At 51.3% G+C, this 26,073-nt stretch carries 28 protein-coding genes and 1 pseudogene; 7 read left to right on the top strand and 22 right to left on the bottom strand.

What is annotated here, in order from left to right; translation table 11 throughout:
- Positions 1 to 204: 204 nt before the first annotated feature.
- Positions 205 to 1,059, top strand: coding sequence for a P-loop NTPase family protein (locus PRIO_RS13890; protein WP_020432389.1), 855 nt, complete (start codon positions 205 to 207; stop codon positions 1,057 to 1,059).
- Between the two features lie 38 nt (positions 1,060 to 1,097).
- On the opposite strand, the gene PRIO_RS13885 is transcribed toward PRIO_RS13890, so the two are convergent.
- Both PRIO_RS13885 and PRIO_RS13880 read right to left on the bottom strand, forming a co-directional pair.
- Positions 1,098 to 1,871: a DUF817 domain-containing protein gene (locus tag PRIO_RS13885; RefSeq protein ID WP_020432390.1), complete on the bottom strand. Its 774-nt coding sequence runs from the start codon at positions 1,869 to 1,871 to the stop codon at positions 1,098 to 1,100.
- Between the two features lie 336 nt (positions 1,872 to 2,207).
- Positions 2,208 to 4,175: a glycoside hydrolase family 127 protein gene (locus tag PRIO_RS13880; protein ID WP_020432391.1), complete on the bottom strand. Its 1,968-nt coding sequence runs from the start codon at positions 4,173 to 4,175 to the stop codon at positions 2,208 to 2,210.
- Between the two features lie 162 nt (positions 4,176 to 4,337).
- Here PRIO_RS13880 and PRIO_RS13875 point away from each other — a divergent pair, with 162 nt between their 5' ends.
- Positions 4,338 to 5,210, top strand: coding sequence for a helix-turn-helix transcriptional regulator (locus PRIO_RS13875; RefSeq protein ID WP_020432393.1), 873 nt, complete (start codon positions 4,338 to 4,340; stop codon positions 5,208 to 5,210).
- Between the two features lie 78 nt (positions 5,211 to 5,288).
- On the opposite strand, the gene PRIO_RS13870 is transcribed toward PRIO_RS13875, so the two are convergent.
- Positions 5,289 to 5,510, bottom strand: coding sequence for a hypothetical protein (locus tag PRIO_RS13870; protein WP_020432395.1), 222 nt, complete (start codon positions 5,508 to 5,510; stop codon positions 5,289 to 5,291).
- Between the two features lie 283 nt (positions 5,511 to 5,793).
- Between PRIO_RS13870 and PRIO_RS13865 the strand changes: the two genes are divergently transcribed.
- From PRIO_RS13865 to PRIO_RS13855, 3 genes are all read left to right on the top strand, one after another.
- Positions 5,794 to 6,375: a YitT family protein gene (locus PRIO_RS13865; RefSeq protein WP_020432397.1), complete on the top strand. Its 582-nt coding sequence runs from the start codon at positions 5,794 to 5,796 to the stop codon at positions 6,373 to 6,375.
- A gap of 92 nt (positions 6,376 to 6,467) precedes the next feature.
- Positions 6,468 to 7,235 (top strand): threonine/serine exporter family protein, encoded by a 768-nt coding sequence (locus PRIO_RS13860; RefSeq protein ID WP_020432399.1) that lies wholly within the window; start codon positions 6,468 to 6,470, stop codon positions 7,233 to 7,235.
- 28 nt (positions 7,236 to 7,263) lie between these two features.
- A complete protein-coding gene (locus tag PRIO_RS13855; protein ID WP_020432402.1) occupies positions 7,264 to 7,695 on the top strand; it encodes a threonine/serine exporter family protein in 432 nt (143 codons plus the stop codon).
- 933 nt (positions 7,696 to 8,628) lie between these two features.
- On the opposite strand, the gene PRIO_RS13850 is transcribed toward PRIO_RS13855, so the two are convergent.
- The 4 genes from PRIO_RS13850 to PRIO_RS13835 all read right to left on the bottom strand — a co-directional run bounded on the left by PRIO_RS13850 (position 8,629) and on the right by PRIO_RS13835 (position 12,054).
- Positions 8,629 to 9,150: a GNAT family N-acetyltransferase gene (locus tag PRIO_RS13850; RefSeq protein WP_046502974.1), complete on the bottom strand. Its 522-nt coding sequence runs from the start codon at positions 9,148 to 9,150 to the stop codon at positions 8,629 to 8,631.
- Between the two features lie 2 nt (positions 9,151 to 9,152).
- Complete coding sequence (locus tag PRIO_RS13845; RefSeq protein ID WP_020433823.1) at positions 9,153 to 11,174, bottom strand: Na+/H+ antiporter; 2,022 nt, start codon at positions 11,172 to 11,174, stop codon at positions 9,153 to 9,155.
- A 255-nt stretch (positions 11,175 to 11,429) separates the two neighbouring features.
- Entirely contained in the window at positions 11,430 to 11,852 is a 423-nt protein-coding gene (locus PRIO_RS13840) for a hypothetical protein (RefSeq protein WP_020433824.1), read from the bottom strand.
- A gap of 1 nt (position 11,853) precedes the next feature.
- A complete protein-coding gene (locus PRIO_RS13835) occupies positions 11,854 to 12,054 on the bottom strand; it encodes a helix-turn-helix transcriptional regulator (protein WP_020433825.1) in 201 nt (66 codons plus the stop codon).
- Positions 12,055 to 12,285: 231 nt separating this feature from the next.
- Here PRIO_RS13835 and PRIO_RS13830 point away from each other — a divergent pair, with 231 nt between their 5' ends.
- Complete coding sequence (locus PRIO_RS13830; RefSeq protein WP_020433826.1) at positions 12,286 to 13,041, top strand: MBL fold metallo-hydrolase; 756 nt, start codon at positions 12,286 to 12,288, stop codon at positions 13,039 to 13,041.
- Between the two features lie 93 nt (positions 13,042 to 13,134).
- Here PRIO_RS13830 and PRIO_RS13825 read toward each other — a convergent pair whose 3' ends face one another.
- The 15 genes and pseudogenes from PRIO_RS13825 to PRIO_RS13755 form a co-directional block, all read right to left on the bottom strand.
- A complete protein-coding gene (locus PRIO_RS13825; protein ID WP_167345621.1) occupies positions 13,135 to 13,995 on the bottom strand; it encodes a beta-1,6-N-acetylglucosaminyltransferase in 861 nt (286 codons plus the stop codon).
- Between the two features lie 91 nt (positions 13,996 to 14,086).
- Positions 14,087 to 14,953, bottom strand: a complete 867-nt coding sequence (locus tag PRIO_RS13820) for a VOC family protein (RefSeq protein ID WP_020433828.1) — start codon at positions 14,951 to 14,953, stop codon at positions 14,087 to 14,089.
- A 241-nt stretch (positions 14,954 to 15,194) separates the two neighbouring features.
- Entirely contained in the window at positions 15,195 to 15,926 is a 732-nt protein-coding gene (locus PRIO_RS13815; protein ID WP_020433829.1) for a metallophosphoesterase family protein, read from the bottom strand.
- Between the two features lie 43 nt (positions 15,927 to 15,969).
- Positions 15,970 to 16,341, bottom strand: a complete 372-nt coding sequence (locus PRIO_RS13810) for a helix-turn-helix domain-containing protein (protein WP_052741452.1) — start codon at positions 16,339 to 16,341, stop codon at positions 15,970 to 15,972.
- 155 nt (positions 16,342 to 16,496) lie between these two features.
- Positions 16,497 to 16,784, bottom strand: coding sequence for a macro domain-containing protein (locus PRIO_RS13805; protein ID WP_020433833.1), 288 nt, complete (start codon positions 16,782 to 16,784; stop codon positions 16,497 to 16,499).
- 1,002 nt (positions 16,785 to 17,786) lie between these two features.
- Complete coding sequence (locus tag PRIO_RS13800; protein ID WP_020433834.1) at positions 17,787 to 18,209, bottom strand: Rrf2 family transcriptional regulator; 423 nt, start codon at positions 18,207 to 18,209, stop codon at positions 17,787 to 17,789.
- Between the two features lie 53 nt (positions 18,210 to 18,262).
- Positions 18,263 to 19,078, bottom strand: coding sequence for a hypothetical protein (locus PRIO_RS33875; protein WP_144412107.1), 816 nt, complete (start codon positions 19,076 to 19,078; stop codon positions 18,263 to 18,265).
- Between the two features lie 25 nt (positions 19,079 to 19,103).
- On the bottom strand, positions 19,104 to 19,688 hold the full coding sequence (locus PRIO_RS13790; protein ID WP_020433837.1) for a DJ-1/PfpI family protein: 585 nt from the start codon (positions 19,686 to 19,688) through the stop codon (positions 19,104 to 19,106).
- 31 nt (positions 19,689 to 19,719) lie between these two features.
- A complete protein-coding gene (locus tag PRIO_RS13785) occupies positions 19,720 to 20,040 on the bottom strand; it encodes a carboxymuconolactone decarboxylase family protein (protein ID WP_020433839.1) in 321 nt (106 codons plus the stop codon).
- 32 nt (positions 20,041 to 20,072) lie between these two features.
- Positions 20,073 to 20,819 carry a type I methionyl aminopeptidase gene (map, locus tag PRIO_RS13780; protein WP_020433841.1) on the bottom strand — a complete coding sequence of 249 codons (747 nt, stop codon included), beginning with the start codon at positions 20,817 to 20,819 and terminating at the stop codon, positions 20,073 to 20,075.
- Positions 20,820 to 20,837: 18 nt separating this feature from the next.
- Complete coding sequence (locus PRIO_RS13775) at positions 20,838 to 21,317, bottom strand: YhfM domain-containing protein (RefSeq protein WP_020433843.1); 480 nt, start codon at positions 21,315 to 21,317, stop codon at positions 20,838 to 20,840.
- A 142-nt stretch (positions 21,318 to 21,459) separates the two neighbouring features.
- Entirely contained in the window at positions 21,460 to 22,089 is a 630-nt protein-coding gene (locus tag PRIO_RS13770; protein WP_020433845.1) for an SGNH/GDSL hydrolase family protein, read from the bottom strand.
- A 75-nt stretch (positions 22,090 to 22,164) separates the two neighbouring features.
- A pseudogene (locus tag PRIO_RS13765) lies at positions 22,165 to 23,027 on the bottom strand (DUF2785 domain-containing protein).
- 404 nt (positions 23,028 to 23,431) lie between these two features.
- Entirely contained in the window at positions 23,432 to 24,610 is a 1,179-nt protein-coding gene (locus PRIO_RS13760) for an NAD(P)/FAD-dependent oxidoreductase (protein WP_020433847.1), read from the bottom strand.
- Between the two features lie 17 nt (positions 24,611 to 24,627).
- Entirely contained in the window at positions 24,628 to 25,041 is a 414-nt protein-coding gene (locus PRIO_RS13755) for a helical membrane plugin domain-containing protein (RefSeq protein ID WP_020433848.1), read from the bottom strand.
- A gap of 333 nt (positions 25,042 to 25,374) precedes the next feature.
- Here PRIO_RS13755 and PRIO_RS13750 point away from each other — a divergent pair, with 333 nt between their 5' ends.
- A complete protein-coding gene (locus tag PRIO_RS13750; protein ID WP_020433849.1) occupies positions 25,375 to 25,992 on the top strand; it encodes a nitroreductase family protein in 618 nt (205 codons plus the stop codon).
- Positions 25,993 to 26,073: the final 81 nt, after the last annotated feature.

The raw sequence follows: 26,073 nt of genomic DNA, 5'->3' as shown, positions 1-26,073 counted from the left end.
ATTCCGGGAGGATGCCTGTAATAGTGGATACACTATTCTTTTTGGCATGCTTTTCTTTAATCTTACAGGGTATGCAGGGAAAGGTGTAACTTCAACCTATTCTGCGGATACCTTAGGGTATCCGCTTTTCTTTTCACGGGAAGCCGCATCTCTATTAATCCTGGCCCGCATATCCTCCAAATTACGAATGGAGGGACTTTTATTATGAAATCGAAGTTAGTTTTGATTGAGGGATTACCAGGGTCCGGGAAGACCACAACGGCTCAGCTTGTTCATGAAATTCTCACAGAAATGAACCTAACATCCCGGCTTTTTCTAGAAGGGGATTTGGATCATCCTGCGGATTACGATGGAGTCGCCCATTTTACAAAAAATGAATTCGTTGAACTATTGAGTACCTTTGAAAAGCATAGAGATCTATTAAGCAATCGTGTGGTCAAACAAGATAACAATTACTTCATGGCCTACCGGAAACTTAAAAATGAATACGGAGCAAGCTTTCCAGATGAGCTGCTGCATGCATCAGCCGGAAATGATGTGTATGAATTGCCGCTGGATCAAAACAGAAAACTGATAGCAGAGCGCTGGAAAAAGTTCGCAGATGGTGCACTAAAGGGCTCAGACATCTTTGTTTTTGATTGCTGCTTTATACAAAACCCTGTAACCATAGGAATGATTAAATACGGCGCACAGAAGGAAGATGTTATAAGTTATGTTGCGGAGCTGGCAGTGATCGCGGAGCGGCTGAATCCATTGTTGATTTACGTCGAACAGAACGATCTTGATCATTCTTTCCGAAAGGCTGTTGCAGAAAGACCTGAAGAATGGTCCGGGGGCTTCATTGAATATTATACAAACCAGGGTTATGGAAAAAAGCATGGGCACACAGGTCTGGAGGGAACCCTGCAGGTTCTTCAGGCCAGAAGAAAGCTGGAAGCAGAAATTTTTAGCGGCTTAAAAATAGCCAAGCAAAAAGTGAATAACTCATCTTATGACATTAACGAATATAAGCAAGTTATTGCGGAGATTCTATCCCAATACTTTAGCCAGGTAACCTAACATGCAGAAGCTGGAATTCTATCATCGTATAGATTAGATCAGATTTTCGTTTCCCGCCCGGCTTTGACATGTTTAAGCTGGGCAACAATTATGACGCTAATGATGACCAGAAGGAACCACGAACTGATCTTGCTGAGGCTGACCAGATGCCAGGCCTGATATTGGTTGGGATATCTCCAGGCATTAAAAAATGTAGCTATATTTTCAGCTAACCAGATAAAAAAACCTACAATAAAAAAAGCAAGGGTCAAGGGCATCCGGTAAGTGGCGTTGCGAACCCGGTAGATGATCCATGTTCTCCAAAAGACAATCAGCACAAGCGCGGTCAGCCACCAGCGGAAATCAGGAATAAAATGATGTGTAAAAAAGTTCAGATAGATGGCTCCTCCCAGTAATCCCGCAGCAGCAAGCCCCGGCCAGCCGGTCATATCCATCTTCAGTCTGCGCCAGATCTGGCACATAAAGCTTGCTACACTCGCATACATAAATCCGCTATAGAGCGGTACACCGAGCAGCTTCGTTAACCCGGGCTCAGGGTATGCCCATGACCCCATCCTTACCTTATAGATTTCCAGCAGCAAACCAATCACATGAAATACGCAGATCACTTTGATCTCGTCGATTGTTTCTAATCCACTGCGGTACATAAGGTACTGCACGGCAAGCAGGATCAAAAGAATGGCATCATAACGGTAAATGAAGGGCAGCTCGATTGCGCTGGAAAGAGCTAAAGTTCCAAAAATCGCAACCGGAAATATGCAGCTCATCGCTTGATGATAGCCAAAATGCAGCAGCTGTATTATGGATTTCAATAGTATACTCCCCTCTTCTGCGCCGGGCGGCTTAACCTCTCTTCCGTCTCTAGCTCTGTGGCATTCCCTTTTCGCTTAGCCTCGCCTGCCAAGCCCCCCGCTGCGTTGTGGTCAGCTTGAATATAACATGATATTTATCGTTTTACAATATATTTAGATTGATAAGGAATACTTAATTGTTGTTTCGTATATTCAGTTTATGTTGAACATATTTTGTAGTCTTCAATTCCCGGCGCACCAAAAACCACCCGGCGTACACTGCCGAAGCGGTATGCCGGGTGGCTTGGGGTATGTCATTTTATGATCTCACGTGATCCCGCATTCATTCGGCGCAGCTTACGCCTTGCTCTCCGGAATCCATACCTTCATCTCGCCGCTGCCGCGGTTGCCCCACAAATAATAGGGAATGGCCGTAATCGTGGCGGCTTCCACAGGCGCCTTCGCTCTGCTGTACAAGCCGCCGCTCCAGCCCGCCTGCTCTATCCGGCTGCCTTGGCCTTTTACTACTACTGCACCGCCTAGCAGCGAAGCTTCAAAATGCTCTGTGAACGGAGCGGATTCATGTAATGCTATCGAGCTCAGCGGTGTGCTGTTATCGGCGGCCTCCAGGCAATAGACGAGCGGTCCGCGCTGGATAGCAGTCTTCCCGGCGTCTGCCCGCAGCTCCGGATGGGCATAGACCCGGTGCGCTTCCATCGAGAGCTTCAGCTCAATCGTGTCCCCGGCGTTCCAGACCCGGCGGATCACGCAGTATCCCTGCTCCACATTTTCATCCAGACTCAGTTTCTCGCCGCCCACTCTGATCTCAGCACTGCTGCTCCAGGAAGGAATACGCAAAGCGATGCCGAACTCGGCAGCTTCCGCCGGATCAACCTTCAATGTGACGGTCCCTTCCCAGGGATAGTTGCTCTGCTGGCTGACAGCGACTGCCGTCCCTCCCAGTGTCATGTTCAATTCACTGCCAATGTACAGATTGGTGTACAGGGTGTCCCCGTGAACTGTGTAGATATACTGATTCATTGAGGTCAGCAGCCGGGCCACATTCGGCGGACAGCAGGCGCAGCCGAACCAGCCCTGGCGCTCGGATTTCACGTGATGCTTATCCGGATTGCAGGTGCAGGCCTGCGGCCAGACCTCCAGCGGATTCACATAGAAATAGTGTCTGCCGTCCTGTGCCATAGACCCAAGAACGTTATTGTAGAGCGCCCGTTCCATCACATCCGCATAGCGCGCATCCGGTTCCAGCTCCAGCATCCGCCGGGCAAAAAAGATCAGTCCGATTGAAGCGCAGGTCTCGGCATACACCGTATCATTGGGCAGGTCATAATCGAAGGTAAACGCTTCACCCTTATGTGTGGACCCGATGCCGCCGGTAATATACATCTGCTTGCCCGTCATATTGTCCCATAATCTTACACAGGCATCGTGCAATGCACGATCTCCGGTAAGCGCTGCCAGATCCGCCATTGCCGTATACATATAGACCGCCCTGACGGAATGGCCCGCAGCTTCTGTCTGTTCCCTTACCGGAATATGTGCCTGAAAGTATTTCAGATCTATGCTGCCCGCCGGACTGCTGCTCCAATGCGTAACCCGGTCCCTGGCCTCCCATTCCTGCCGCAGAAAATTAGGCTCCTGGCCTCTTTGATCGATAAAAAAGCTGCTGAGCTTCAGATATTGCTCCTCACCCGTCAGCCGGTACAGCTTCACCAGCGCAAGCTCGATTTCCTGATGCCCGTCATAGCCCTTCAGCTTGCCTTCCTCCGGTCCAAATACGGAACTGATATGATCGACCATACGGCGCATCGTATTCAGCAGCTTGTCCTTGCCTGTGGCTTCATAATAGGCAACCGCAGCTTCGATGAAATGTCCGGCACAGTACAGTTCATGGCAATCCTGAAGATTGGTCCAGCGTTTGCCGGGCTCCTTAACTGTAAAATAAGTGTTCAGATAACCATCCGGCTGCTGCGCTGCGGCGACCAGATCAATGACCGCGTCAGCCCGGGCCTCCAGCTCGGGGTCGCGCTTCAGCCTAAGCGAGTAGCCGACGGCCTCCAACCATTTGGCGAGATCACTGTCCTGAAACACAAAGCCGTGAAACTCCCCTGTTCTTCTGCCGGCGGCAATCTCGAAATTGGCAATTGCATGGCTCGGCTCCGCTTCCGGCAGCCGGTCATGGAGCGCTTCATACTGATAAGGAATGACCACCTCCTGGACCAGCTGGATATAACGTCCCCAGAAGTCATCCCGGATAACTGCGGACAGATTGCCGGCTGTTTGCTGATTTCCGCTGATTTTATTCATTTTCCACTTCTCCTCTACATTCATTTCATCCTCGCTATTTGCCATTATAGACGGTAAAATAAATAAAAAACAGGATCAGAAGCAACCCTGTTTTTGTACAATTTCACACTCATCAAATGATGCAGGCCATTGCGATGAAGCATAATAAAAAGGAGCGCAGCCATGCCATTTAATCCATCTTATATCCATTTGGCGGCACCGCCTTTCCCTTATTTTCTGGAGGGGGACCGCACCGTCTATCAGCCGGGGGATCAGCATCCCAACCGCAGCCGCATGGGGAAATTCGATCTGCTGATTGTTGAACAGGGCTGCCTGTTCATTGGCGAGGAGCATAAACAGTGGGCTGTGCCAGCCGGGCATACCCTGCTTCTTCTGCCGGACCGCTACCACTACTCAGTTAAGCCCTGCGAGGAAACGACGTCCTTCGTATGGCTGCATTTTCACACCGTAGCCGAATGGGTTGAGGCCGAGGGTGATCCCGTATATGCCAGCCGGGAAGAGCATCTTCAGAAGTTCCTCACCTATCCTTATACCATCCGTGTGCCGCAGTTCGCTTCCCTGCCCGATCCTTTTGAGCGAAGCGGCCAAGCAGAGCTGCTGCTGCAGCTGGGCCAGGGAAGGCGTTCCAGCGCCGTATGGCAGCAGCAGCGGATTTTTGAGGACATGCTGCGGATGCTGGATCTTGGCCAGCAGGATGCCGGAGGAAGCCCCGGGGCGGAGATTGCCGAACGGACGGAAGCCTATTTACGCAATCACTATACAGAGCCGCTGACTAATGTCAGCCTGGCGGATGCGCTGCATTTCCACTATAACTATCTGGCGCGCTGCATGAAACGGGTCTACGGGCTGACTCCTATGGAATATTTAACCGATTACCGGCTGGAGCAGGCCAAGCTGCTGCTGCTGAAGACCGAAATCCCCATTGCCGGCGTTGCCGAACGCACCGGATTTGAGAGCACGGCCTATTTCTCACGGCGTTTTGCCAGCAAGGTTGGCATCTCCCCCTTGCGCTTCCGCAAACGCTATTCCCGCTAAACACGGCGCCACGTCACAGAATATTCAGGTCAGCCGGGCGGTGGTGCTTCAGCAGAGCCTCCGGGGCCGGAGGCTGCTCTAATTCCGCTCCTTCCATTCTAAGGTAACCCGGAATTCATGCAGCTCCCGGTTGTAGGGCAACCCCCGGATACGGACGGAATTAGGGGTATAGGCCCTGATCGGCCCTCCGGGCTCCACTATCCCCGCTCCGCTTTTTACGGCTACGGTTACATTCACTTCCGACAACGCGGCTGCCAGCAATTCCATATCGCTCACCAGCACTTTGTAAATAAAGCTCATTCGTACCACTCCTGCCCTGCCTGTAAATTTCAAGTATGCTTTTCATAAGGCATCGTTTTCGAATAAACCCGCTGTCACTAGACATGCTATATCACGTTCATCCTTTTAAAGAGAGGGTTATGTAATAAAGGGGGGTCTTAACTGAAAAACCTGGACTCGTTCATGCCTAATCCTCCTGCGCAAGCAGGATTTTTTTGCGTTTTAGCTATTTTTTTCCATGCGAATGCATATTCATTAGAACAGTTGTACATGAAGACATGCCTTAGATCTGGAGATGTTGAATATGAACGCTTTTGTCAAGTATGCCGTTATCCTTCTCGCAGGCTTGCTGATCGCCACAGGCACGAACTTCTTTCTGGTTCCTTACAAAATACTTGATGGGGGAATTATCGGCATCGCTCTCATAATTAATTATATTTCCGGGGCAAAAATTGGACTGGCCATCATTATGTGCAGTGCTCCCGTCTTCCTCCTCGCCTGGCTGAAGGAGCGGGATATTTTTTACAGCAGTGTGCTGGGCCTCGTAATTTCCTCCTTTATGATTGAGCTTATTGGCCCCCTTCAATATTACTTCCTGTATTATGTAGAGCTTGGCTCGGTTTCCAGCGCGATTATTGGCGGTTTCCTGATGGGCACCGGCCTTGGGCTTATGCTGCGGTTCGGAGCGAGTACAGGCGGTACGGATCTGCTGGCCAAGTTCATTAAACGCTATATTCCGCTCAACCTGGGAGTCATCATATTTCTGACAGATGCCCTGATTATCGGAGCCGGCGGCCTGCTGATCTCCAAAGAAACCTTTTTCCACTCCATCCTGACCATCCTCTCCGGCGGTGTGGCAACCGGTCTATGCACCCTTGAAAAATAAAATAAAATCCCCGTCACAGGAATAAAGGTTGATCTTTTGCGGAATTGCGGCGACAATCGAAGATATAACATTCCAGGGGAGGATCGACGAAGTTGGATAGCACAAGCAGCAACAGCAAAACCTCCACGCATGACATTATCGACCTGTGCCTGCTGGCCGGCAAAATCATGCTGCAAAGCGGTGCGGAAACTTACCGCGTGGAGGACACCATGAGCCGTATGGCGGCATCGCTCGGCTTTCCGGGCTCGCACAGCTACGTAACGCCGACGGTCATTATGTTCACCACCAGCCGGACGGAGCCGGTGAAGCTGTTCCGGATTGCCGAACGGACGACCGATCTGCAGAAGGTTTCGGAGGTTAACGACATCTCACGGCGGTTGAGTGAACGCCAGATCACGGCAAATGAAGCCCGCGAACGGCTGGGCGTCGTAGACGATGCGGCCCATGCTTATCCGGCCTGGCTGCAGATTGCAGCCGCTGCGCTAACGGGAGCCTGCTTCACGGTCATGTTCAAAGGCAGCCTGTGGGATGCCCTGCCTGCCCTCCTGGTGTCCGGTCTCGGGTTCGCCGCGGCCACATATCTGCACCGGCTTGTACAGATCCGGTTCTTCGCAGAATTCACCGCCTCCTTTCTGATCGGACTGCTCGCCTTTTTCTCTGTGAGGCTCGGCGTGGGCCGGGAAATGGACAAGATTATTATCGGCTCGGTGATGCCGCTTGTGCCCGGACTGCTTATTACAAATGCGGTCCGCGATTTGATGGCCGGCCATCTGGTCTCCGGCCTCTCCAAGGGAGCCGACGCCTTCCTGACGGCGTTTGCCATCGGGACAGGCATCGGGCTTGTGCTGTCACTTTTTTGATCCCCCACGTGAAAGAGGTAACCTGTTCATGATTTTGCAACTGATAACCAGTTTTATTGCCGCTGCCACCTTCTGCATTCTGTTCAATGCGCCGGTGCGCGCCTTGGTACAATGCGGGTTTGCCGGGATGGTGGGCTGGATGCTGTATCTGCAGCTCGATGAAAAATGGGATACCGTGGTCGCCACCTTTGTAGCCACTGTAGCGGTCGGGGTGATCAGCCAGTTCTTCGCCCGCTCCTTCAAGATGCCGGTCATCATCTTCAGCGTCGGCGGCATTATCCCGCTGGTCCCGGGCGGTCTGGCGTATGACGCCATGCGCAAGTTCGTCGAGAATGACAACAATCTGGCCATCCAGTTTGCCGTCCAGGCCCTGCTGCTCAGCGGAGCGATCGCAACCGGCCTTGTGCTCAGCGAGGTGCTCGGACAGATGTTCCGGCGGAAGAACGGCCGAAGCACATAAGAGCACCGTGCAAGGCACAGCTATTAGCATAAACCGGCACCCGGAAATGAGTAAAATCACCCAGGCGGGGGAATAACAACACAGGGCTTACGGCCGCAGGGATTCCCCCCGCTCCACGCTCCAAAATCAACGGGAGCATGCTGAAGACGAATCGTTGTACAATAGGCAAGAAGCGTCCTTTGACTTGCTTAGAGCTCATATTGTTATACCACATGCACAACGCTCGCCCAGAAGTCAGTTGAGACTTGAAATGGGGGCTGCATGATCATCGTGTGGGTCATTCTGCGGACACGATGAGCTTCCTTCACGATCTGTCCGCAGCCGTAGAAACGGGTACCGTCCTTATTAGGACGGTACCCGTTTCAGCGAGAAATAGAAGGATAATTTATAGCATGAAGCATATAAATGCTTATATTTGAACCAAAACGGCTGTGCCGTCCACTCCTGGACAGTCCAGCCGCCTTGGTTCTAGCGTTACCTGAAGAACGACTCCCCATGAACCCTACGGTAACTCTTTAAGTGGAAAAAGGTTAACTAATCTGCTGCAGTATCCTATCCTATGGTAGATGAAGTGGAAAAAGGGACACTAATTCAGCCCATTTCACCATTGGACAAGTAAAATGGCCCAATTAGGATTACTTTTTCCACTTAAAGCTCAGGATTTTTTAATTTCCGGAAAAATAAGTTCCCTTTTTCCAACTAGCACCTGCGAAGAAGCCGGTCAGCAAGTGCTAATTGGAACTTAGGATATCTAGACTGACAAATCCCTCAAAACTCAGCCTTCGACATCATTTTATCCACATGCGGAAGTATTCATAGTTTCATTTACAAGAACAAACGGCGGCTGCTGTCCTTCAACCGGACAGCAACCGCCGTTTTGATTTTTACAGACACGCTTGGCAGTAAATTTAGGTGGACAAAATTATCGCCCGGCTAAACCGTCCGTCCGATAATTTTCTGGTAGCTTGCGATATCCAGCCATCTGCCGAATTTGCAGCCGATTTCCTTGAACAAAGCGCTTTGCTCATATCCGTGTCTGGTGAACAGCCGGCGGCTCGGTTCATTGTCCGCGCATACCGTTGCCACCAGCACGTGAAAACCGAGCTCGGCCGCACGCTCCTCAATGAAGCTGAGCGCTTTCCCGCCGAGTCCCTTCCCGCCGCTGCCCGGCTTCAGATAAACGCTGATTTCGCCGGAGCTGTCATAGGCCTGTTTGTTCTTGTGTCTGGCAATCAGGACATAACCCTGCATTTCGCCGTTCTTCAAAATGGCGTAGGACTTGAAGCGCGGATCGCCGCCCAGCACCGACTCCCGCATAGCAGCCTCATCCAGCGGCTCTGTATGAAAGGAAACCGTCGTATTCAGCACGTAATAATTATAAATATTTACTGCCTCAGCCAGATGCTCTTCCCCAATCTCCGTAAAAGACAACCCGCTTGCTGCTGTTTCTCCCATAATTAGTCCTCCCAGATCGCTGTTTCCAGTTGATCAACAAATTTCCGCAGCTTACCGGCGATTTTCAGATTAATCGCTCCGTCCTGATACATTTGCTGTACGGTATTCCGCTGTTCCTGGATGGCCTGGAGCTTCAGCTCAAGCTTCTGGTCATCAACAACTCCATCCTTAATCCAGCCTTCTCCTTCAATGAGCCGGGACTCCATCTGCTCGTACTTGTCAATGACCTTTTGCGAGACCAGACGGTTCTCTTCGCTCATGTCGGCGCTGACGGCAGAGATGGCGGCCTGGCACATTGAGATCTTTGCGGTCCGGGCGCTTTCCGCATTCTGCGCCGCCTGCCGTCCCTCATCCCCGTTCAGCCGGCCCGAGAACAGACCCGAGAACAGACGCTGAATCTCAGTAAGCGAGAATTTGATCTGCGTGTCCAGCCGCTTGCACATCAAGGCTTCCTTGTGATCGAGCAGCTCTTCCATCTTCGACGCTACAGGAGCAGCGATGGAGCCATTCTCCAGCATCCTCCGGAGTTCCGAACGCTCCGCGGCAATTGCACTCCGCTTAGCCTGAATTCCCAGCTGCCGGAAGCGTTCCGCTTCCGGATCATCGGCTGCTCTCGGAACGCAGAGCTTGTCGATTTTGTCCGTGAATTCCAGTAGTGCCGGCTGATTCGCGGGCTGGGGGTTCTCCGAGATCAGGCTGCGCAGCATGCTCATGCCGGCGTCAATGACCACGGATCTTGCGGTCAGCTCCGAACTGACCTGGACGCTCTCCACCACAGCCGTCTCTTGCTCACCGGCCAGCAGCGGCAAAAAGATGCTGGCAATGATCAGCGACATCAGAATAACCCCGGCCGCAAGGGCAATAATCAGATCCCGCTGCGGGAACGGCGAACCGTCTCCCAATACAAGCGGAATAGAGAAAGCCCCGGCCAGCGTTACCGCCCCGCGCACACCCGAGATTGAAGTAATCAGCTGTGACTTCAGCGGTGATCTCGGTGTCTTCAGCCTGCGGCTCTCAAACAGGGAATAAGCATATACCCAGAGAAACCGCAGCACAATCAGCAGCGCCGTAATCGCCAGCACATAACCTGCCACCATGAAGTTGTTCAAGCTGCTGTCGTGGTAGATCACCTCCATGACGTCGGGAACGGATACGCCAAGGATCAGAAAGACCAGGCCATTCAGGATGAGCAGCAGCACCGACCACGTGCTTGCCGATACAAGCTGCAGTTTGTATTGCGGAGACACGGCACGGTCCTTCTCAATGGCAAACATCACGCCGCCTGCTACCACGGCGAGGATACCGGACACGCCGATTTCTTCGCTGACTAAATAAATAATAAATGGCGTGAGAATCTGCAGCAGCACATGAATTGTGACATCCTCCATACCGAACCTGCGGATAAATACACTGAGCCGGATCAGCACAAATGACAGCAGTGCGCCAAGCAGCAGGCCCCCTGCCGCGATCAGCACAAAGCTGACCGTCGCCTTGGGCAGCGAAAACATTCCGGTAACTGCCGCCGCAATGGCAAACTTGAAGGCGACCAGACCGGAAGCGTCATTCATCAGCGACTCGCCTTCAAGTATGCGGTGGATACTCTTCGGCAGATGCACCTTCCCGGCCAGTGAGCTGACCGCAACGGCATCCGTAGGCGATAGAATCGCTGCGAGGGCAAAGGAAGCAGCCAGCGGTATCGACGGAATCATCCAGTGGATGGCGTACCCGGCCACAAATACTGTGGCAAAAACCAGCCCCAGCGCCAGCAGCAGAATGGGCGCCCTGAGATTCCACAGCTCGTCGCGCGGTGTGCGCCTCCCGTCATTGAACAGCAGCGGCGCAATGAACAGCACAAAAAACAGCTCCGGCTCAAAGGACATATGGATGCCCGTTGGAATTACCGCAGCAATAACACCCAGTCCAATCTGGATCAGGGGAACCGGCACAAAAGGGATAAACCGGTTCACGATGTTGGAGACTGCGATCAGTCCCAGCATTAAAAGCACAGCAAGAAATGTCTCCACTCCCATCAACCTCCCCTGATATTTAAGCTATATAGAGTGAACTTAAGATATTTACATTAGGGACTTCGTCGGGACTACGGAGAATGTTTGGACTTCCGGCCGCTGCCCATCTGCAGATTTCTTGATTATTACCGCTCTTCGCGGTGGAAATCCGCAGACAAAGGCGGACGCATTCGCTCCGTAAGTATCCAAACTTCCCCTCCATCCCTTTTCCCTTTTGTTACTTTTTCAAGTTCACTTTATATACATTCAGCTTCACATTCTCTTAGTATAGTAATTGGATAACCCGATTGCCAGCACCAGCTCCAGCAGCAGCAGCGATGAGACCATAAGAATGATGGTAATACCCGCGCCCATAAACCCAAGGGCCAGCACCAGAATACTTAACGCATACACAAGCACCCGGTTAATGGTCGAGCCCACCTTTTCCCGGAGGCGGATATTCCGCTCATCCTGGACTTCGACAGCCTTCCGGCGGGCGCGTTCATCGGTTTCAGGCTTTGATGTCAGCAGGCTGCTTATAAAGTTCCCCATCCCCAGACAAAATACAGCCGCCCCTAGTCCGATACATAATCCGGAAACCATTCCTTCCCCGCTTAGAACAAACCCGCCGACGTATAAGGCAACTGCACCAATCACTGCCAAGCCCGCATACAGCCACAAGCCGCCCTTCCTCACACTACCCCTCCTCCTCATATTCAAAAATATCCTCGATGCTCAGTTTGAAGTATCTCGCCAGCTTAAAAGCCAGAATGATCGACGGATTATACCTCCCGTTCTCCAGGGAGCAGATCGTCTGTCTTGATACCTCCAAAGCCTCCGCGAGTTCTTCTTGCTTGATGCCCTGCTGCTTCCGGATTGCCTCAAGCTTATTCTTCATTGCTGTTCCTCCCGGTTATGTAAAGCTAGCTTTACATATAGCATATCATGCCCCATATGAAATGTAAAGCCAGCTTTACATAAAGCCTAAATTATTCACTGTTTAACCCATTGACAAAAATAAATATTTGTGTTATAATATTATATTTGAGTATTGAAAACAAAAACGGATTTGCGTATGATATGCATTAGCCTAACGGCACAAACCTATCTTTTGTAACGGAGGGATATCATGCATATCGCCAAAGGAATTGAAATGCTGGAGATTTCGGTCCCCGTCATGGGCGGAACGGACACGTTCTATCCGACCTTGATCTGGGACGAAGAAGAGGCTGTACTGATCGACACCGGCGTTCCCGGATCAGCGCAAAAGTTCAAGGAGGCTACGGCTGCAGCCTCTGTGCCTTGGAACCTTGTGCGGACGATCCTTATCACTCACCAGGATATCGATCATATCGGAAGCCTGCCTGCTCTTCTGGAACAGAGCGAATCCAAAATCACCGTTCTCGCGCATGAAATCGAGCGGCCTTATATTGAAGGCAAGCAGATGCTGCTGAAACACACTCCTGAAGCGCTGGCCGCCGCCGAAGCTATGCTCCCCAAGAACATATCCGAGGAATGGAAGCGGGCTTTTCTGCATGTGCTGGCCCATCCGCCCAGAGCAGGCGTGGACCGGACGCTTACAGGCGGCGAGGTCTTGCCCATCGGCGGCGGAATCGCCGTCATTCATACTCCCGGCCACAGTCCGGGCCACCTGAGCCTGTACCATCAGGCCAGCCGCACGCTGATTGCAGCCGATGCGCTGACTGTGCGCGGAGGTGAGCTGTGCGGTCCAGATGCAGCAGCTACACCGGACATGGCTGAAGCCCTCCAGTCTCTGCATAAATTTGCCGCTTTTGAAATCAATCAGGTGATTTGTTATCACGGGGGCCTGTTCCGGGGGGACGTTAACCGCCGGATCGCTGAACTGGCGCAGGCAGGCAATTAGTCCCCGGCCCTGGGCGGGTATTGCCTGGTAGAACATAACAAGCAGGAGCTGGACCCGTCTATGACGGTCCGGCTCCTGCTTGTTATCAATGATTCAGGCCAGCTGCAGGATATCCTGAACGATCTCCCGGTCCACATCCAGGTCAAACTTGCGGCCCCAGAAGCATTCGGTACCCTTTTGCCGGATTCGTTCGTAATCCTCCGCCCGCAGTGTCCTCGGAAATTCCGGTCCGGTATCCCAATCGGTATAACGTTTGATTTCATTGACCACCTTATGCTTAAACCTGCTGTTCAAGATAATACTATGAAAAAAGATTTCGTCTCCGCAAAAGGAGTTTTTAAATAAACGGACATAGCCCGGATTATCGCGGATATACTCCAAAATATACTCCATGCATTCTCCGGTAACAGACATCCAGTTCGAGCCCTTATACAGGGCATCCGGCAGGTGCTTCAAGCTGCGCTTCAGCATCGGCACCGACATCACCAGATTGATGTAGCGGTTGCGGATTTCCGAAACGGCCTTGGCCCGGGAGACGAGAAACCTCGGATAGTACACAGACACCCTGTACATGCAGCCCCACATTTCCGCTTCATTCGGCAGCTGCAGATGTTTGACGAACTCTTTTCCCTGATGTTCCTTGAAGAAGTCAACAATTGTCCGGTTCGAAACCAGCGGCAGGTCCTGACCGCTTATAATATGAATGTAGTCAAAATGCCCATGCTCCTTAATCAGTTCAAAGCATTTGAGAATGCATTCAATCTGGCCGTAGTGGCCCCACTGCACATCCACAGGCTGCTTCACAAAATGAATGTCTTCCCGGTGGAGGATTTGCGCCTCGATCCCGCTTTTCCGGTCCACATGGAGAAAAAATTCCACATGCTCATCCGTTAACGATTCCAGCAGCAGATTGATTTGCTCCGGATTTTTATGACAAAGGACAACATATGCCATTTTGAAATTGTGCAAGACATTCATCCTTTCGCTCATTTATTTCCACATATTATAGGGGAATGAGCGAAGATGAACAAGTCTTAGCGTTATTTCAGGGTTTCACCAGCAGCTGAATGCCTATGTTCCACGGATCGGTAACGGTGACAATACCGCCTGCTTCATCCACCCGGTATCCGGCGGAGCGCACCCGTTCGGCTGCCAGATCACGCTCCTGAACACTTGGCAGCAGCAGGGTAAAATAATCAATGCCTGCCGCATCTGCCGGAGCCGCCGGCGCCCCCTGGCCCGCCCAAATATTCAGCCCCATATGGTGGTGGTATCCCCCCGCTGAGATGAACATCGCTGCATCACCGTAATGTGCCGTAAGCTCGAAGCCCAGCGTATCGACGTAGAATTTCTTGGCTTCGCCAATATCGCCCACGTGAAAATGAACATGCCCGATCACGGTGCCCGCAGGCAGTCCGGTCCAGGACAGACCTTCAGAAGCGGCCAGCAGACCATCCACATCCACCGGATCTGTGGTCATCACCACATTCCCGTTTGCTTCATGCTTCCATGTATCCCGCGGCCGGTCGCGGTACAGCTCAATTCCGTTATTATCCGGATCTTGAATGTACAGCGCCTCACTAACCAGATGGTCACCCTGACCGATGTGAATACCGGAATCGATCAGATTGCGCAGCACCAGTCCCAGACTGGGACGGTCAGGCACAAGAATGGCAAAGTGATACAGCCCCGCCGCCGAATTGCGCCGGAGCACCCGCGCGTTCTTAATCTCCCGCAGCACCAGGAGCACATGCTGGCCATCCGCCGTCATTTCCACTTCGCGCCCGTTCTGGCGCAGCACCTTCAGTCCTACCACATTCTGATAAAAAGCAAGCGAGCGCTCCAAATCGCTTACCCGAAGCTGCACCAGTCCAATTTCCAAACTTTGCGGCAATACTGCTGCTGTTGTCATATAAACCCCTCCTGAATGAACATAAGTTATCCCATTTCCATGTCTGCGGTTAGTCTTAACAAGTTCCAATACTCCAATTCAGCAAGCTGTAACTGTTTCCGTTACACATTAACTAACTTTATATTAGTAGCATTCTATAAGTTTGTCAATTACTTTTCTGTAAAAAGAAAAAGCCGACCGGCACCGGTCAGGCTTAATCAGAACTTCATTTGCATTTATTCCGGACGGCTGCTGTCTGAACTCATTGGCCTTTGCCTCTGTATTCAGCAGTCCTAAGCTCTTTAATGTACGGCTCCAAATGGGGCATTTGCGAATCTACGGCCTGCTGCACAGCCCGCTCAATGTCATAAGGAACCCTTACGAACTGTATATTCAGCGGTGCCGGATCTCCGCTCCCGTAATTCCCCTCCACAATGACATACGAGGCCTGTGTCAGATCCAGCGGATTGCCGACACTCCCCGCATTGAATAGGGTTTTTCCTGCCAGATGCTGAAGATAGGCGCCATGAATATCCCCGTAACCGGCCACATCTGCAGGCAGCTGGCTGCCGCACAGCTCTGAAGGCTCAAACAGCGACACACGCAGCTCCAGATCGTCCCAGGGCTGGACCCGCTCATTTACGCTCCGCGGCGAAGCATGAAAGAGACGGATGTACCGGCCGCTCATCCAGAACTCAATGGAGAACGGCAGTCCGCTCAAATACGCCAGGCGTTCTTTTCCCAGCAGAGCCTGGTGCCATTTTATCACCTCAAGCTCGCTATCACCTGCAATGAACTCATCCCAGTTGCCCCTGACCACTTTTTCACAATGCTCCCGGATCAGGTCGACAGTCCAATCAGAATTGGGTCCTTTGCCCACAAGGTCTCCCAGACAGAAGATCCGGCTGATCCTGCGCTGCTGAATATCCGCCAGAACCGTCTCCAAGGCTGTTGTATTGCCATGAATATCTGAAATAATTGCAATCGTCTCCACGTATAAACCTCCGTTGCTGTACTGGTATGTAATGTCTCTCCGATCATTTTAGCATTTTAGTGCCGCTGTAGACTCTTTTTCCGGAGGTTGCGGCTTGAGCCCACTCCAGCAGCCCCGCCTTGGTGAACAGAAACTGGTCATCGACCTTAATGTACGGAATCTTGGTGCCGCCGAAAGGCCCGTCATTACTCAACAGGGAATTTTCAGCCTTCATAATGTTCATCACCTGATCTTCACTGATTCCCAAAAGGGCTGCCGTCTCCTGAAGCGTCAGCAGAAGCTTATTCTCAGTGGTTTGCGCTTCAGCCGCCTGCCCGCTACCCTCCGTCCGTTCTTTGCTGATAATCATGCAGCCGGTAATTATAGATAATCCCAGAATCAAGCTAGCCGCCAATAGCGATAATTGATTTTTCATAAGCATCTCCTTGGTTCAAGTCCCTCTGTATGGCCACCATCTCTTTTACATATGAGTTTGCAGTTGCTTCAGGTACAAGCTGTAATTTTCATCGTCAAAACAAACAAAAATAATCTCCCGAAAACCTTCGTGCTGTTCAAGAAATCCAGTAACGGTCAGGATCGCAATATCCGCAGCCCCACGGTATGAATTACATAGCGGGCCAGAAGGTTGCCGGCTGTAGTATAGACTGCTTCGCCAACGGCACATCCCCCTTGTTGATTGCGAATTTCCATACACCCGGCAAGAATTTCCGGACCTCCGGCCCTGTGTATAGCACCATCCACCCCGCCGCCGCCCAGCAGACTGGTATTCGCCGCATTAACAATGATGTCGGCCCTGCACTTCGTGATATCTCCCTTAGTGACTTTCAGCAGCGTGTCTCTGATTCTGAACTCCGTCATGATGTACCTCTCCTATAGACAAAATAGTACGCTCCCGTGTTACAACCGTTTATCGATGATGTGCTTGTTCTCCTATAAGCAACATCAATCCGCTCCCTTCGTTCATGCCTGGTGTCAGTCTAAAGCATTTGGAATATTGTGTAAAGGAAGGGATGACCAGATCGGCTAGGTTCCTACCTTTTCTTTAAACAAAAAAGGGACCCCGCCAACGTCCGGCAGGGCCAAGGTCTATTTATAAGGGGGTCATAGGATTACTATAAGCCCTGAAGCTTAAAAGCGTATGAAAATCTAATAAAGGTTTGCTGAAATTGTCGGATTCCGTCTCTGCCAATAACAAGATCCCGCCGAGGCACGGCAGGATCTAATCAAAACCTATCCACTGGGGGGTGGAGACCTCTACTATACTCCCCGAACCTTAAAATTACATAAATTCTTCCTGAAGGTTTTCTTAAATTTCAATTTCCTGCCAGACAGCAAGTACTTCACTTGTATACTATTAAGTGGAATTTCTCCCACTAAATCGCTGAAATTTGCGCAACAACAGTGTTTAGTGGGATTTTCTCCACCTAATCTGGTGAAAACCCGGCCGAAATGGTCTTATGGGTCAAATTAGTGGTACTTTTTCCCACTATATAGAGTGAACTTAAGATATTTACATTAGGGACTTCGTCGGGACTACGGAGAATGTTTGGACTTCCGGCCGCTGTTGTCTCCAGATTTCTTGATTTGTACCGCTGTTCGCGGTGGAAATCCGCAGACAAAGGCGGACGCATTCGCTCCTACAGTTCCAAACTTCCCCTCCATCCCTTTTCCCTTTTGTTCGTTTTTCAAGTTCACTCTATATAGCGTTGTTGCAGGAGGTAATTGGCTAGTTTATGTTGTACTTTTTCCACTTAATTTCCTGCAAATCCGACACAAGCAATAAAAAAACAAAAGGGCAGCCCGCAGCCATGACAAACACGGCTCTGGTCCCCCTTTAAAGACGCGGCGCATTACATCTCATTAAGACACCGGAATCTGATTCACGATCTGATCCAGTGTAACCCCTTGAAGCACATTCTCGAGCGCCTGCTGGGCCAGGGAAAAGACGGGGACTATAGCTCCGGCAATGTTTTTGCCGACAGGACAGTTCGGGTTCGGATGCTCGTGAACGGAGAACAGCGTGTCCGCCTCCGCCGCGTTCACTGCGCGATAAATTTCCAGCAGTGTGATTTCACCAGGGCTGCGCGCAAGCTTTGTTCCTGCTACACCAGGGCGGACCTCGACCAGCCCAGCCTTATGCAGCATGCCTGTAAGCCGCCGGATCACCACCGGGTTGGTGTTGACACTGCCTGCGATCCATTCCGAGGTGCTCTTGCCTTCCTTGTTGCTGTCGATCAGCGTCAAAATATGAATAGCCACCGCAAACCGGGTGCTGATGTTCATGGAAATCTCTCCTTAGTGCGTTAGCCCATAGATGCAACTATAATAGTTACATTCTAACAAGTTGTCAATAGCTGCAGAAGCCCAGCAACCTCGTCAGGGTAATTTTTGGTCAGCCTTGTTTTGCCCAGGTTGCTCTTCACGATCTTAATCAGCCGGGGATCTCCACTCGCCGCATATTTACGCAGCATGGCAAAGCCAGGCTGAGGCAGACTGGCGGCAAATACACTGAGGCTATATTCCAGACCTTTGGACAAGACGCGGAAATGTTCCTGATCGGCTGAGACTGAATCGCTGCTGCGGATCCCCTCCATAATCCCGGCTGCCAGCTCCAGGCAATACAGAACATTGGCTTCAGCTTTCAGTAATGGCGGATGCGCCAGCGCCGCCACGAAAGCGCGCTGCTCCAGCAGCGTAGCGCCCGAACGCCAGCCGTCAAGCAGCTCCCTAAGCAGCGCAAAGTCGTATTCACCCAAGGACTGCAAGCCCATCGCCGCAGCCTCGCGCAACCTCCACCTGCCATCATTCATCGCCGCCTGCAAGCGCTCTTCCGCCTGGCTTCGCCGGATGCTATCCGCATGGGCATAATGGGCTCCGCAGGCCCACACCGCACAGAACGGCAGGTACTCCTGCGGATCACCTGTCTTAGCTTCAGACTCCGGGAGGTGTGACCAGGCAGAGATCAATTCCCAGGCAGTCTCCGTCACCTCAGGTCTGGCAAACAGCCCGGCAAAGCTGCCCGCCAGCGTAAGGTTAGCCCGCGGCCCGGGCAGACCGCTCTCATGCAGCATATAATCTGTCAGCAGCGCCCATTGCTCACGATCATCTATCTGCTGCTGCAAGGCTGTCAATATGGCTGGATTTTCTTTCATCTTAAAGCCCCGTTTCTCCATTCTTCTACTGTCTGCGAATGATTCCTTGCATCACATAGGGATAGTCAATTTGCTTCTTTACAGCCTGCATCGCATCTTCTCCCGCCAGAAGCGACATCATATATAATCCCAAATCAATAGAGGTGGACACCCCGCCTCCTGTAATCATCCTGCCGTCCTGAACGATCCGCGTCTCTATAACCTGCCCGCAATAAGGCTCCAGCAGCCCGTAGGAGGAAGGATGCGTTGTAGCCCAGCAATCCCGCAAGAACCCGGCTGCGCCCAGCAGCAGTGAACCGGTGCACACCGATACCTTGTAAGGAACACTTTTGGCACCTTGAAGCCAGGAAATGAACGGCCCGTCATTGCGCAGTATTCTCGTCCCCATTCCGCCTGGTACAAAGAGCAGATCATACTGCCCCAGTTCCGGCTGAACCTTGCTGATCTTGACCGTCAACCCCTGCTCATCCTGCACTTCTTCCCTGAACCCGCAAATATCCATCTCCAGCCCATGTCCTGCTTCAAAATTCCCCAAGCGGCGAATCACATCATAAAAGCCGGCAAAATCCAGAAAAGTGATCCCGTCAAAAAGCACAAAAGCTATACGCATCGTTATCCTTCTCCTCCCGGCAATTCAAAAACTACTCGCTGTCATATGCCTGCAAGGCCACCGGCAAAGCCTGAATAACCGCGTTGCCTACTGCCGGAAGACCCAGCAGAACAGCACTGATGATCTCTTCCCGCGTGGCTCCAAGCGCCTTGGCATGCTTTACATGAAAGGGTAGCCCGCTTTCCAGGCGCACCGCAGCCAATACCGAAATATAAGCGATTTCTTCTGTCTTCGGGTCAAGACGGCTTGCCGCGTCCAGCTTCTGAACGGTCTCCATCCAAGCCTGCTGCTGCTGTGGCGCTTCCTTCATAAAGGTGGCAAATGCATTGCTCACTTGCGGTAAATGATCCATTTTTTTAGCCTCCGTTTCGAATATGTACCTGTCTAGGCACTGGTCAGGATAATCGGCTTACCCTTGGTGACTATAATCGTATGCTCATACTGGGCCACCCGGCTGCTGTCATTCACACTGAGGGTCCACCCATCAGACTGCTGCTCCACGAAATCCGCTCCGGTAGACAGAAAAGGCTCGACGGTAATGACCTGACCTTCTTTGAGCACAGTGGTTACACGCGGATTATAGAACGGAAGAATTTCAAAAGGCTTCTCATGCAGCGATCTGCCAATGCCGTGGCTGCACAGATTACGCACTACGTTATAGCCGCGTTTGCGGGCTTCCGTCTCCATCACCCGTCCGATTTCGTTAACCTTCATTCCCGCTCTAAGATGATTGATGACACTCATCATTGTTTCCTCAGCGCTGCGGCACAGATGGACAAGCTTCTCATTGTACGGCGGCAGTTGAAAAGAGGCCCCAGCGTCCCCATAATAACCGTTCAGCTCGGCGGAAACATCAATGTTCACCAAGTCTCCTGCCTGAATGACTCTGGAGCCCGGTATTCCGTGGGCCACCTCTTCATTAATACTGATGCAGGTGCTTCCCGGAAAATTATACGTGACCTTTGGCGCGGATTTCGCACCGAACCGCTCCAGAACCGCTGCCCCCACCTCGTCAAGCTCAGCGGTGGTCATACCGGGAACTGTCCTTTTTCTCATTTCCGCAATAGTGTAGCCAACCACATGGCCCACTGCCTTCAACCCTTGCAAATCCTGTGCGGTATCGCTCGTCATCTGCTCCATTCCCCTCAGTTACAAATTATCCCACATGGACAGCTGTATTGCAGAACCCGCTTCACCATACACAAGTTTTCTCAGCTTGTCGGCATCCTTAGCGGAGACCGTGTATCCTTTGGCGCTATTCTCCGCAGGGACCAGCAGTCCCTGCTTCCCCTCGGCTTCTCCAAGGTTCAGAATATAATCCTCCGTATAGCCATCTCCAAAGGTCAGCTTCATCTTGAACTCAGCCCCATAGTAGAGATCATTCTGCACCCGCTTGCTGCCGTTCATCGCATCCGCCATCAGCTTGATAAATGCAGGATCCGTAAAAGTCCGGCTCTCTAAAGGTTCACTCTGCGCCCTGCCGTCGGCAGGCTGGCAATCCAGGGTGATCTCTGAAATCCACCTGGCATTGATAAATCCAAAAGCATTCTGGCAGCCGCTCAGCAGAACAGCCAGCAGAACAGGTACAGTCAGCAGAAGCCTTTTAATGGGTCCCACCTCCACATCCATATGTATTCTCCAATTATAGCAGTCTTGTGAACCAAATAACATTCTCGCTCTTCGTAAAAAAAGACCCGTCCGCTATAAACCAACGGACCGGTCTTGAAGGATTGGCAGCGTTATATGTAAAAGAGTGCAGCCTGCTGGCACATTAGCTGATGGCTCCTGCCGCTTTCAGCCAGGCATCGGTAATAAGCGCATGTCCGGCAGGAGAAGGATGCACACCATCCGGTGCCCAGAATGCAGAATCCGCCTTCATGGATGCTGCAGCAAACAGCCCATCCAGAGGAACCAGCAGAGCCCCATACTCGCGGGCAAGCTCACGCACTACATGAATCTTCGGGTCCAGATCCTGGCGCCAACCCTTGCGGTCTTCGGGTACCGGCAGCACAAAAGGCTCAACCAGAATCAGCTTGGCATTGGTTGCTCTGAGGGTGCGTTCAATAATATCCCGGTAGGAAGCTTCAAATTGTGCAGCCGTGGTTTCCTCCCCGGAGTCAAAGCGGCGCCAGGTATCGTTAATGCCGATGTATATGGAAACTACAGTCGGCTTCAGCTCCAGGCAGTCCCTGTCCCAGCGCTGCTGCAGATCCGCCGCACGGTTGCCACTGATCCCGCGGTTGATAAAGGTCAGCTTCTTCTCTGGATACAGCAATCCCAGCCGTGCGGCTACCATCAATGCATAGCCTACACCAAGCGAGGACGGGTCTTCATAGTTGCGGCCCCAATCCGTAATGCTGTCACCCTGGAACAAAATGATATCGTTTTCTTGAAATTCCATCCTGAAAATCCTCCTATAAAACAGCTCTTATTGTATAAACAAACCTATTATAGCAAATAGATTTTTGCGGAGCATCTATTGAACAGAATCGCCAGTTTCTGCTGCAAATTTGTTCATTTTGAGCTCAGCGGCAAGCAAGGTTTCATGGAGCTCCTTGCCGAAATGCTCCCTTTCTCTTCTGAAATAAAGGGCCCGCACGAAGTTTTTGCTGTTGATCCGGTTGATGTATTGGCTGTTGCTTCTGGGCTGACTGCCGCAGGCTGCAAGGCTGCCGATCCATTCAACGATGCGTTCCCGCGCAAGCAGATTACGGAGAATCATCGTATCTACAATCGTAGCCATCCGTTCATCTTCTTCTTCCCTGAAGAGATATACTCCGTTCTGCAGCATGCCCCGGACCGCTTCCAGCACCTCAAGCTGCACCGGCTCTCCGCTTTCCGGGCATTGCACCAATTCATCGATGGCATCTGCCCCGTGAGCCGCCGAGTGAGCCCAGCCGCCTTCTTCGACATAGCCTCGGAGATCTTTTTCTTCAGTGTAATAACGAAGCAGTGCTGCCTTCAACCGCAGGAACCCCGCAGTATCCAGGAAAGGCCCTTCTCTGTGCCGCTGGATAATAAGGCCGATGACAAGTATCGTGAAGGTTCGGTAAATACCGTCTCATCCCCTTGGCCGCCTATGCCATGGAACAGATGCTGCTCATCCAACAACACCGCCAGAATGCCGCGCAGCTCGTCAGAAGTGAAAAGCCGCTGCTCCAGAATCCATGCGTAAAAGGTCGGATAAATCAGCCCGTCCCGCAGCTCAGGCTGAGGGTCTCCAATATACTCCAGCATCAGGCGGATGAAATCCTGCACCTCCTCACCCTCACGAAGTCTGTACTCTTCCGCTGCTATTCTTTGCAAATCGGTCATTAACTGAGTCCTGATTTTGTTCATTGTTTCACTCCTAAGATTCAGCAGTCAGTTGCTTTACCATTGATTTAAATGCCCCACAAGCAGATAAGGCGGTTCCAAGGCAAAGGCAGATAACAGCTTCATCATATCCTTATCCCTGCCTTTGGCCTTCAATGCGTGATTCACCCAGCATAAAGTGCCTTCCACCTATTTACTATGTAAATTAACACAATCCCTAGCCTATCCATTAGAACAGGCGGCTGCGCCGGTTTTCGCTGGACAGCTCAGCCGTTTTAGATGCGGATTGCCAGGGGAGCTTGCTGCTGCCAAACAACCCCAAAAAACCTCCAAGCAGACCCGATCCTTATTCACTAAGGGTAACAGGTCTAGCTTGAAGGTTAAACAGAGCATTACATCAGATTTCATAAATCAGATTAAATGAATAATTAGTACGCAAGGCTGAACAGGCCTTTGATGTGGGACAAATAACGGATATTGCTCGCTTCCTTCATAAGGGTTGCAGGCAAGCCCTTAAGCGGAGTATTGCTGGCTCCGATAATTGCTACCCCGTCTTTGCGCCCAAGGCTGGCAAGCGTCCCGGAGTTGATTGGACTGAAGGCTTCAGAGGCTGCATTAGTCAGATAAGCGTACAGATTGTAGCCGATCAGCTCGCCCATCTGCCACGCAATTTGTGCTGTCGGCGGGTATGGACGTCCGTCCGCTGCGAAGACAACCGCACTGTCCCCTGCCACAAAAACATCCGGGTGCGAAGTGGACTGCAGGAAGTCATTGACTGTGGCCCGGCCGCGGTTCACTTCAAGGCCGGATTCGCCGACCAGAGGGTTGCCCTGCACACCGCCGGTCCATACAAAGGTATTGGCAACAATTTGCTGGCCATCCTTCAGATCAATTACATTGCCGGCAACATTCGTAACAGGAAGGCCGGTCAGGAAGGTTACACCACGGGCAGTCAGGCTTGTTACTGCACGCTCAATCAGGTGATCCGGCAGCACCGGAAGGATTTTGGGACCCGCTTCTACTAGCATCAGCTTGATTTCCTGAGGATTTACGCCATAACGTTTAGCCAGCTTCGGCAGCACATCAGCAATCTCGCCTACCAGCTCTACGCCGGTCAGACCGCCACCGCCAATCAGAATCGCCGCATCGGCTGGATTGTGTGTCTTGGCGTACTCACGAATGCGGCCTTCAATATGCCCATGAATTTGTTTCGCATCCGCGGCGGATTTCAGCACCATGCTATACTCTTCCAGTCCAGGAATGCCGAAATAAGCAGTAGTGCTGCCCAGCGCAACAACAAGCGCATCATACGAGAGCGTCGTGCCGTCAGACAGCTGCACCTGCTTGCTGTCTACGGAAAATGATTTGACCTTGGCAATTTTCAGGTCAATGTCTTTTCCGGCAAAAAGCTTGGTGAGCGGCATGGCTACAGCTTGTTCCGCAACACTTCCTGCCGCCAGACGATGGAGCTCTGTAATAATCTGATGCGTCGGGTATTGATTGACAACCGTGATTTTTGCTTCAGCCTTGCTCATATATTTGCGCACGTTAATAGCACTCAGAAGACCGCCGTAGCCGGCTCCGAGAATAACGATATGTTTTGACATGATATTTTCCTCCGCCCTTATTTTTGTGGATTGCGTTCGCCGCTGACCTGCAGGTATGCATTCATGAAACGGAGCATTTTTTGCACCTGCGGGTCCTTGATCATGCGCATCATGCCGAACAATGTGATGTTTTCACTGCTTTCGTTGGCACGATCCTTGGCTTCGATAACCGTAGCTGCCATTGTTTTGACGGAATCCACTACAGGCTCGGCAAGTTCTTTGATGGCACCTACCGTGTCATTCTTCAGCACCTCATCCGCTGCAACAGTCTGCACAAAATCAAGCGACTTGGTTAATGCGCCAACCAGCTGCGTAATCTGGGGAAGCTGCTCTACCAGCGTCGTTAGGGATTCCTGCACCTCAGGCTTCAAGAGCTGATCCAGAAGATCCTCTTTAATAAAAGATTTGCTTTGCGTGATTGTTTCTGACATATTGAGTTCTCCTTTACATTAGCTTTCTCTCATAATAAAAAATGTATGAAAAGATTAATCCCTAAATCAATGTGATTATTATAACATTCTTCATGTAATAAATGTCACAATCTTTTTGCCTATATATCCTTATTTTGTGATTAAAATCACGTCTTTTCTGCGATTTTTGGTTTTTCTCACGATTTCATAAGAAAATTTAGTTCTGATATCCATTTGACCATTGACTATGCCCAAACACCGTGATATGTTTAGCAAGTAACAAATAGTAAGTTTGTTTATTAATATTAGCTATTAATAATTGTTAACCACTACATACATTATGGAGGAATGAACATGAGCACTTTTTCAGAATTGGTTCAAGCACGCAGATCGGCAAATAACTTCGTTGAGGGGATCAAAATCCCCCAAAGCGAGCTGGAAGAAATGTTCTCGCTCACCCGCCTCGCCCCTTCAGCCTACAATTTGCAGCATACCCATTATAAGGTGGTCAGTGATGAAGACCTGAAGGAAAAGATCCGCGAAGCGGCCTATGGCCAGTACAAAATCCATACCGCTTCAGCGGTCATTGTCGTGCTTGGAGACAAAAATGCCTATCTGCAGGCCTCTGAAATCTACAGCGGGCTCAAAATGCTGGGAGCCATGAGCGAGGATGCTTTTGACCAGACAATTGCAGATATCCACGGCGCTTACAGCGGAAATGATGCTTTTCAGCATGATGAAGCGATCCGTAATGCCTCTTTGTCAGCCATGCAGTTCATGCTGATTGCCAAGGACAAGGGCTGGGATACCTGCCCGATGATCGGTTTCGATGTTCAAGCCGTCAAAGCGGCCCTGAACCTGAGCGACAATATGGTGCCTGTCATGCTGATTACAATCGGCAAAGACAACAAGCACAAGATCAGACCCCGCGGCTACCGCAAGCCTGTGAATGAATTTGTAGAGTTTTTTTGATTGAAGTGCACAAAGAGCCTTCCGGCATGCGCCCGGGAGGCTCTTTGTGCTTAAAACAATAAATAATCCTCAAGCTTCAGG

Origin of the sequence: Paenibacillus riograndensis SBR5, assembly GCF_000981585.1 — a bacterium.
In the GTDB taxonomy this organism is placed as follows: Bacteria; Bacillota; Bacilli; order Paenibacillales; family Paenibacillaceae; genus Paenibacillus_AQ; species Paenibacillus_AQ riograndensis.
The sequence above is the reverse complement of the archived record's forward strand: the minus strand, read 5'-3'. Positions and strand labels throughout refer to the sequence as shown.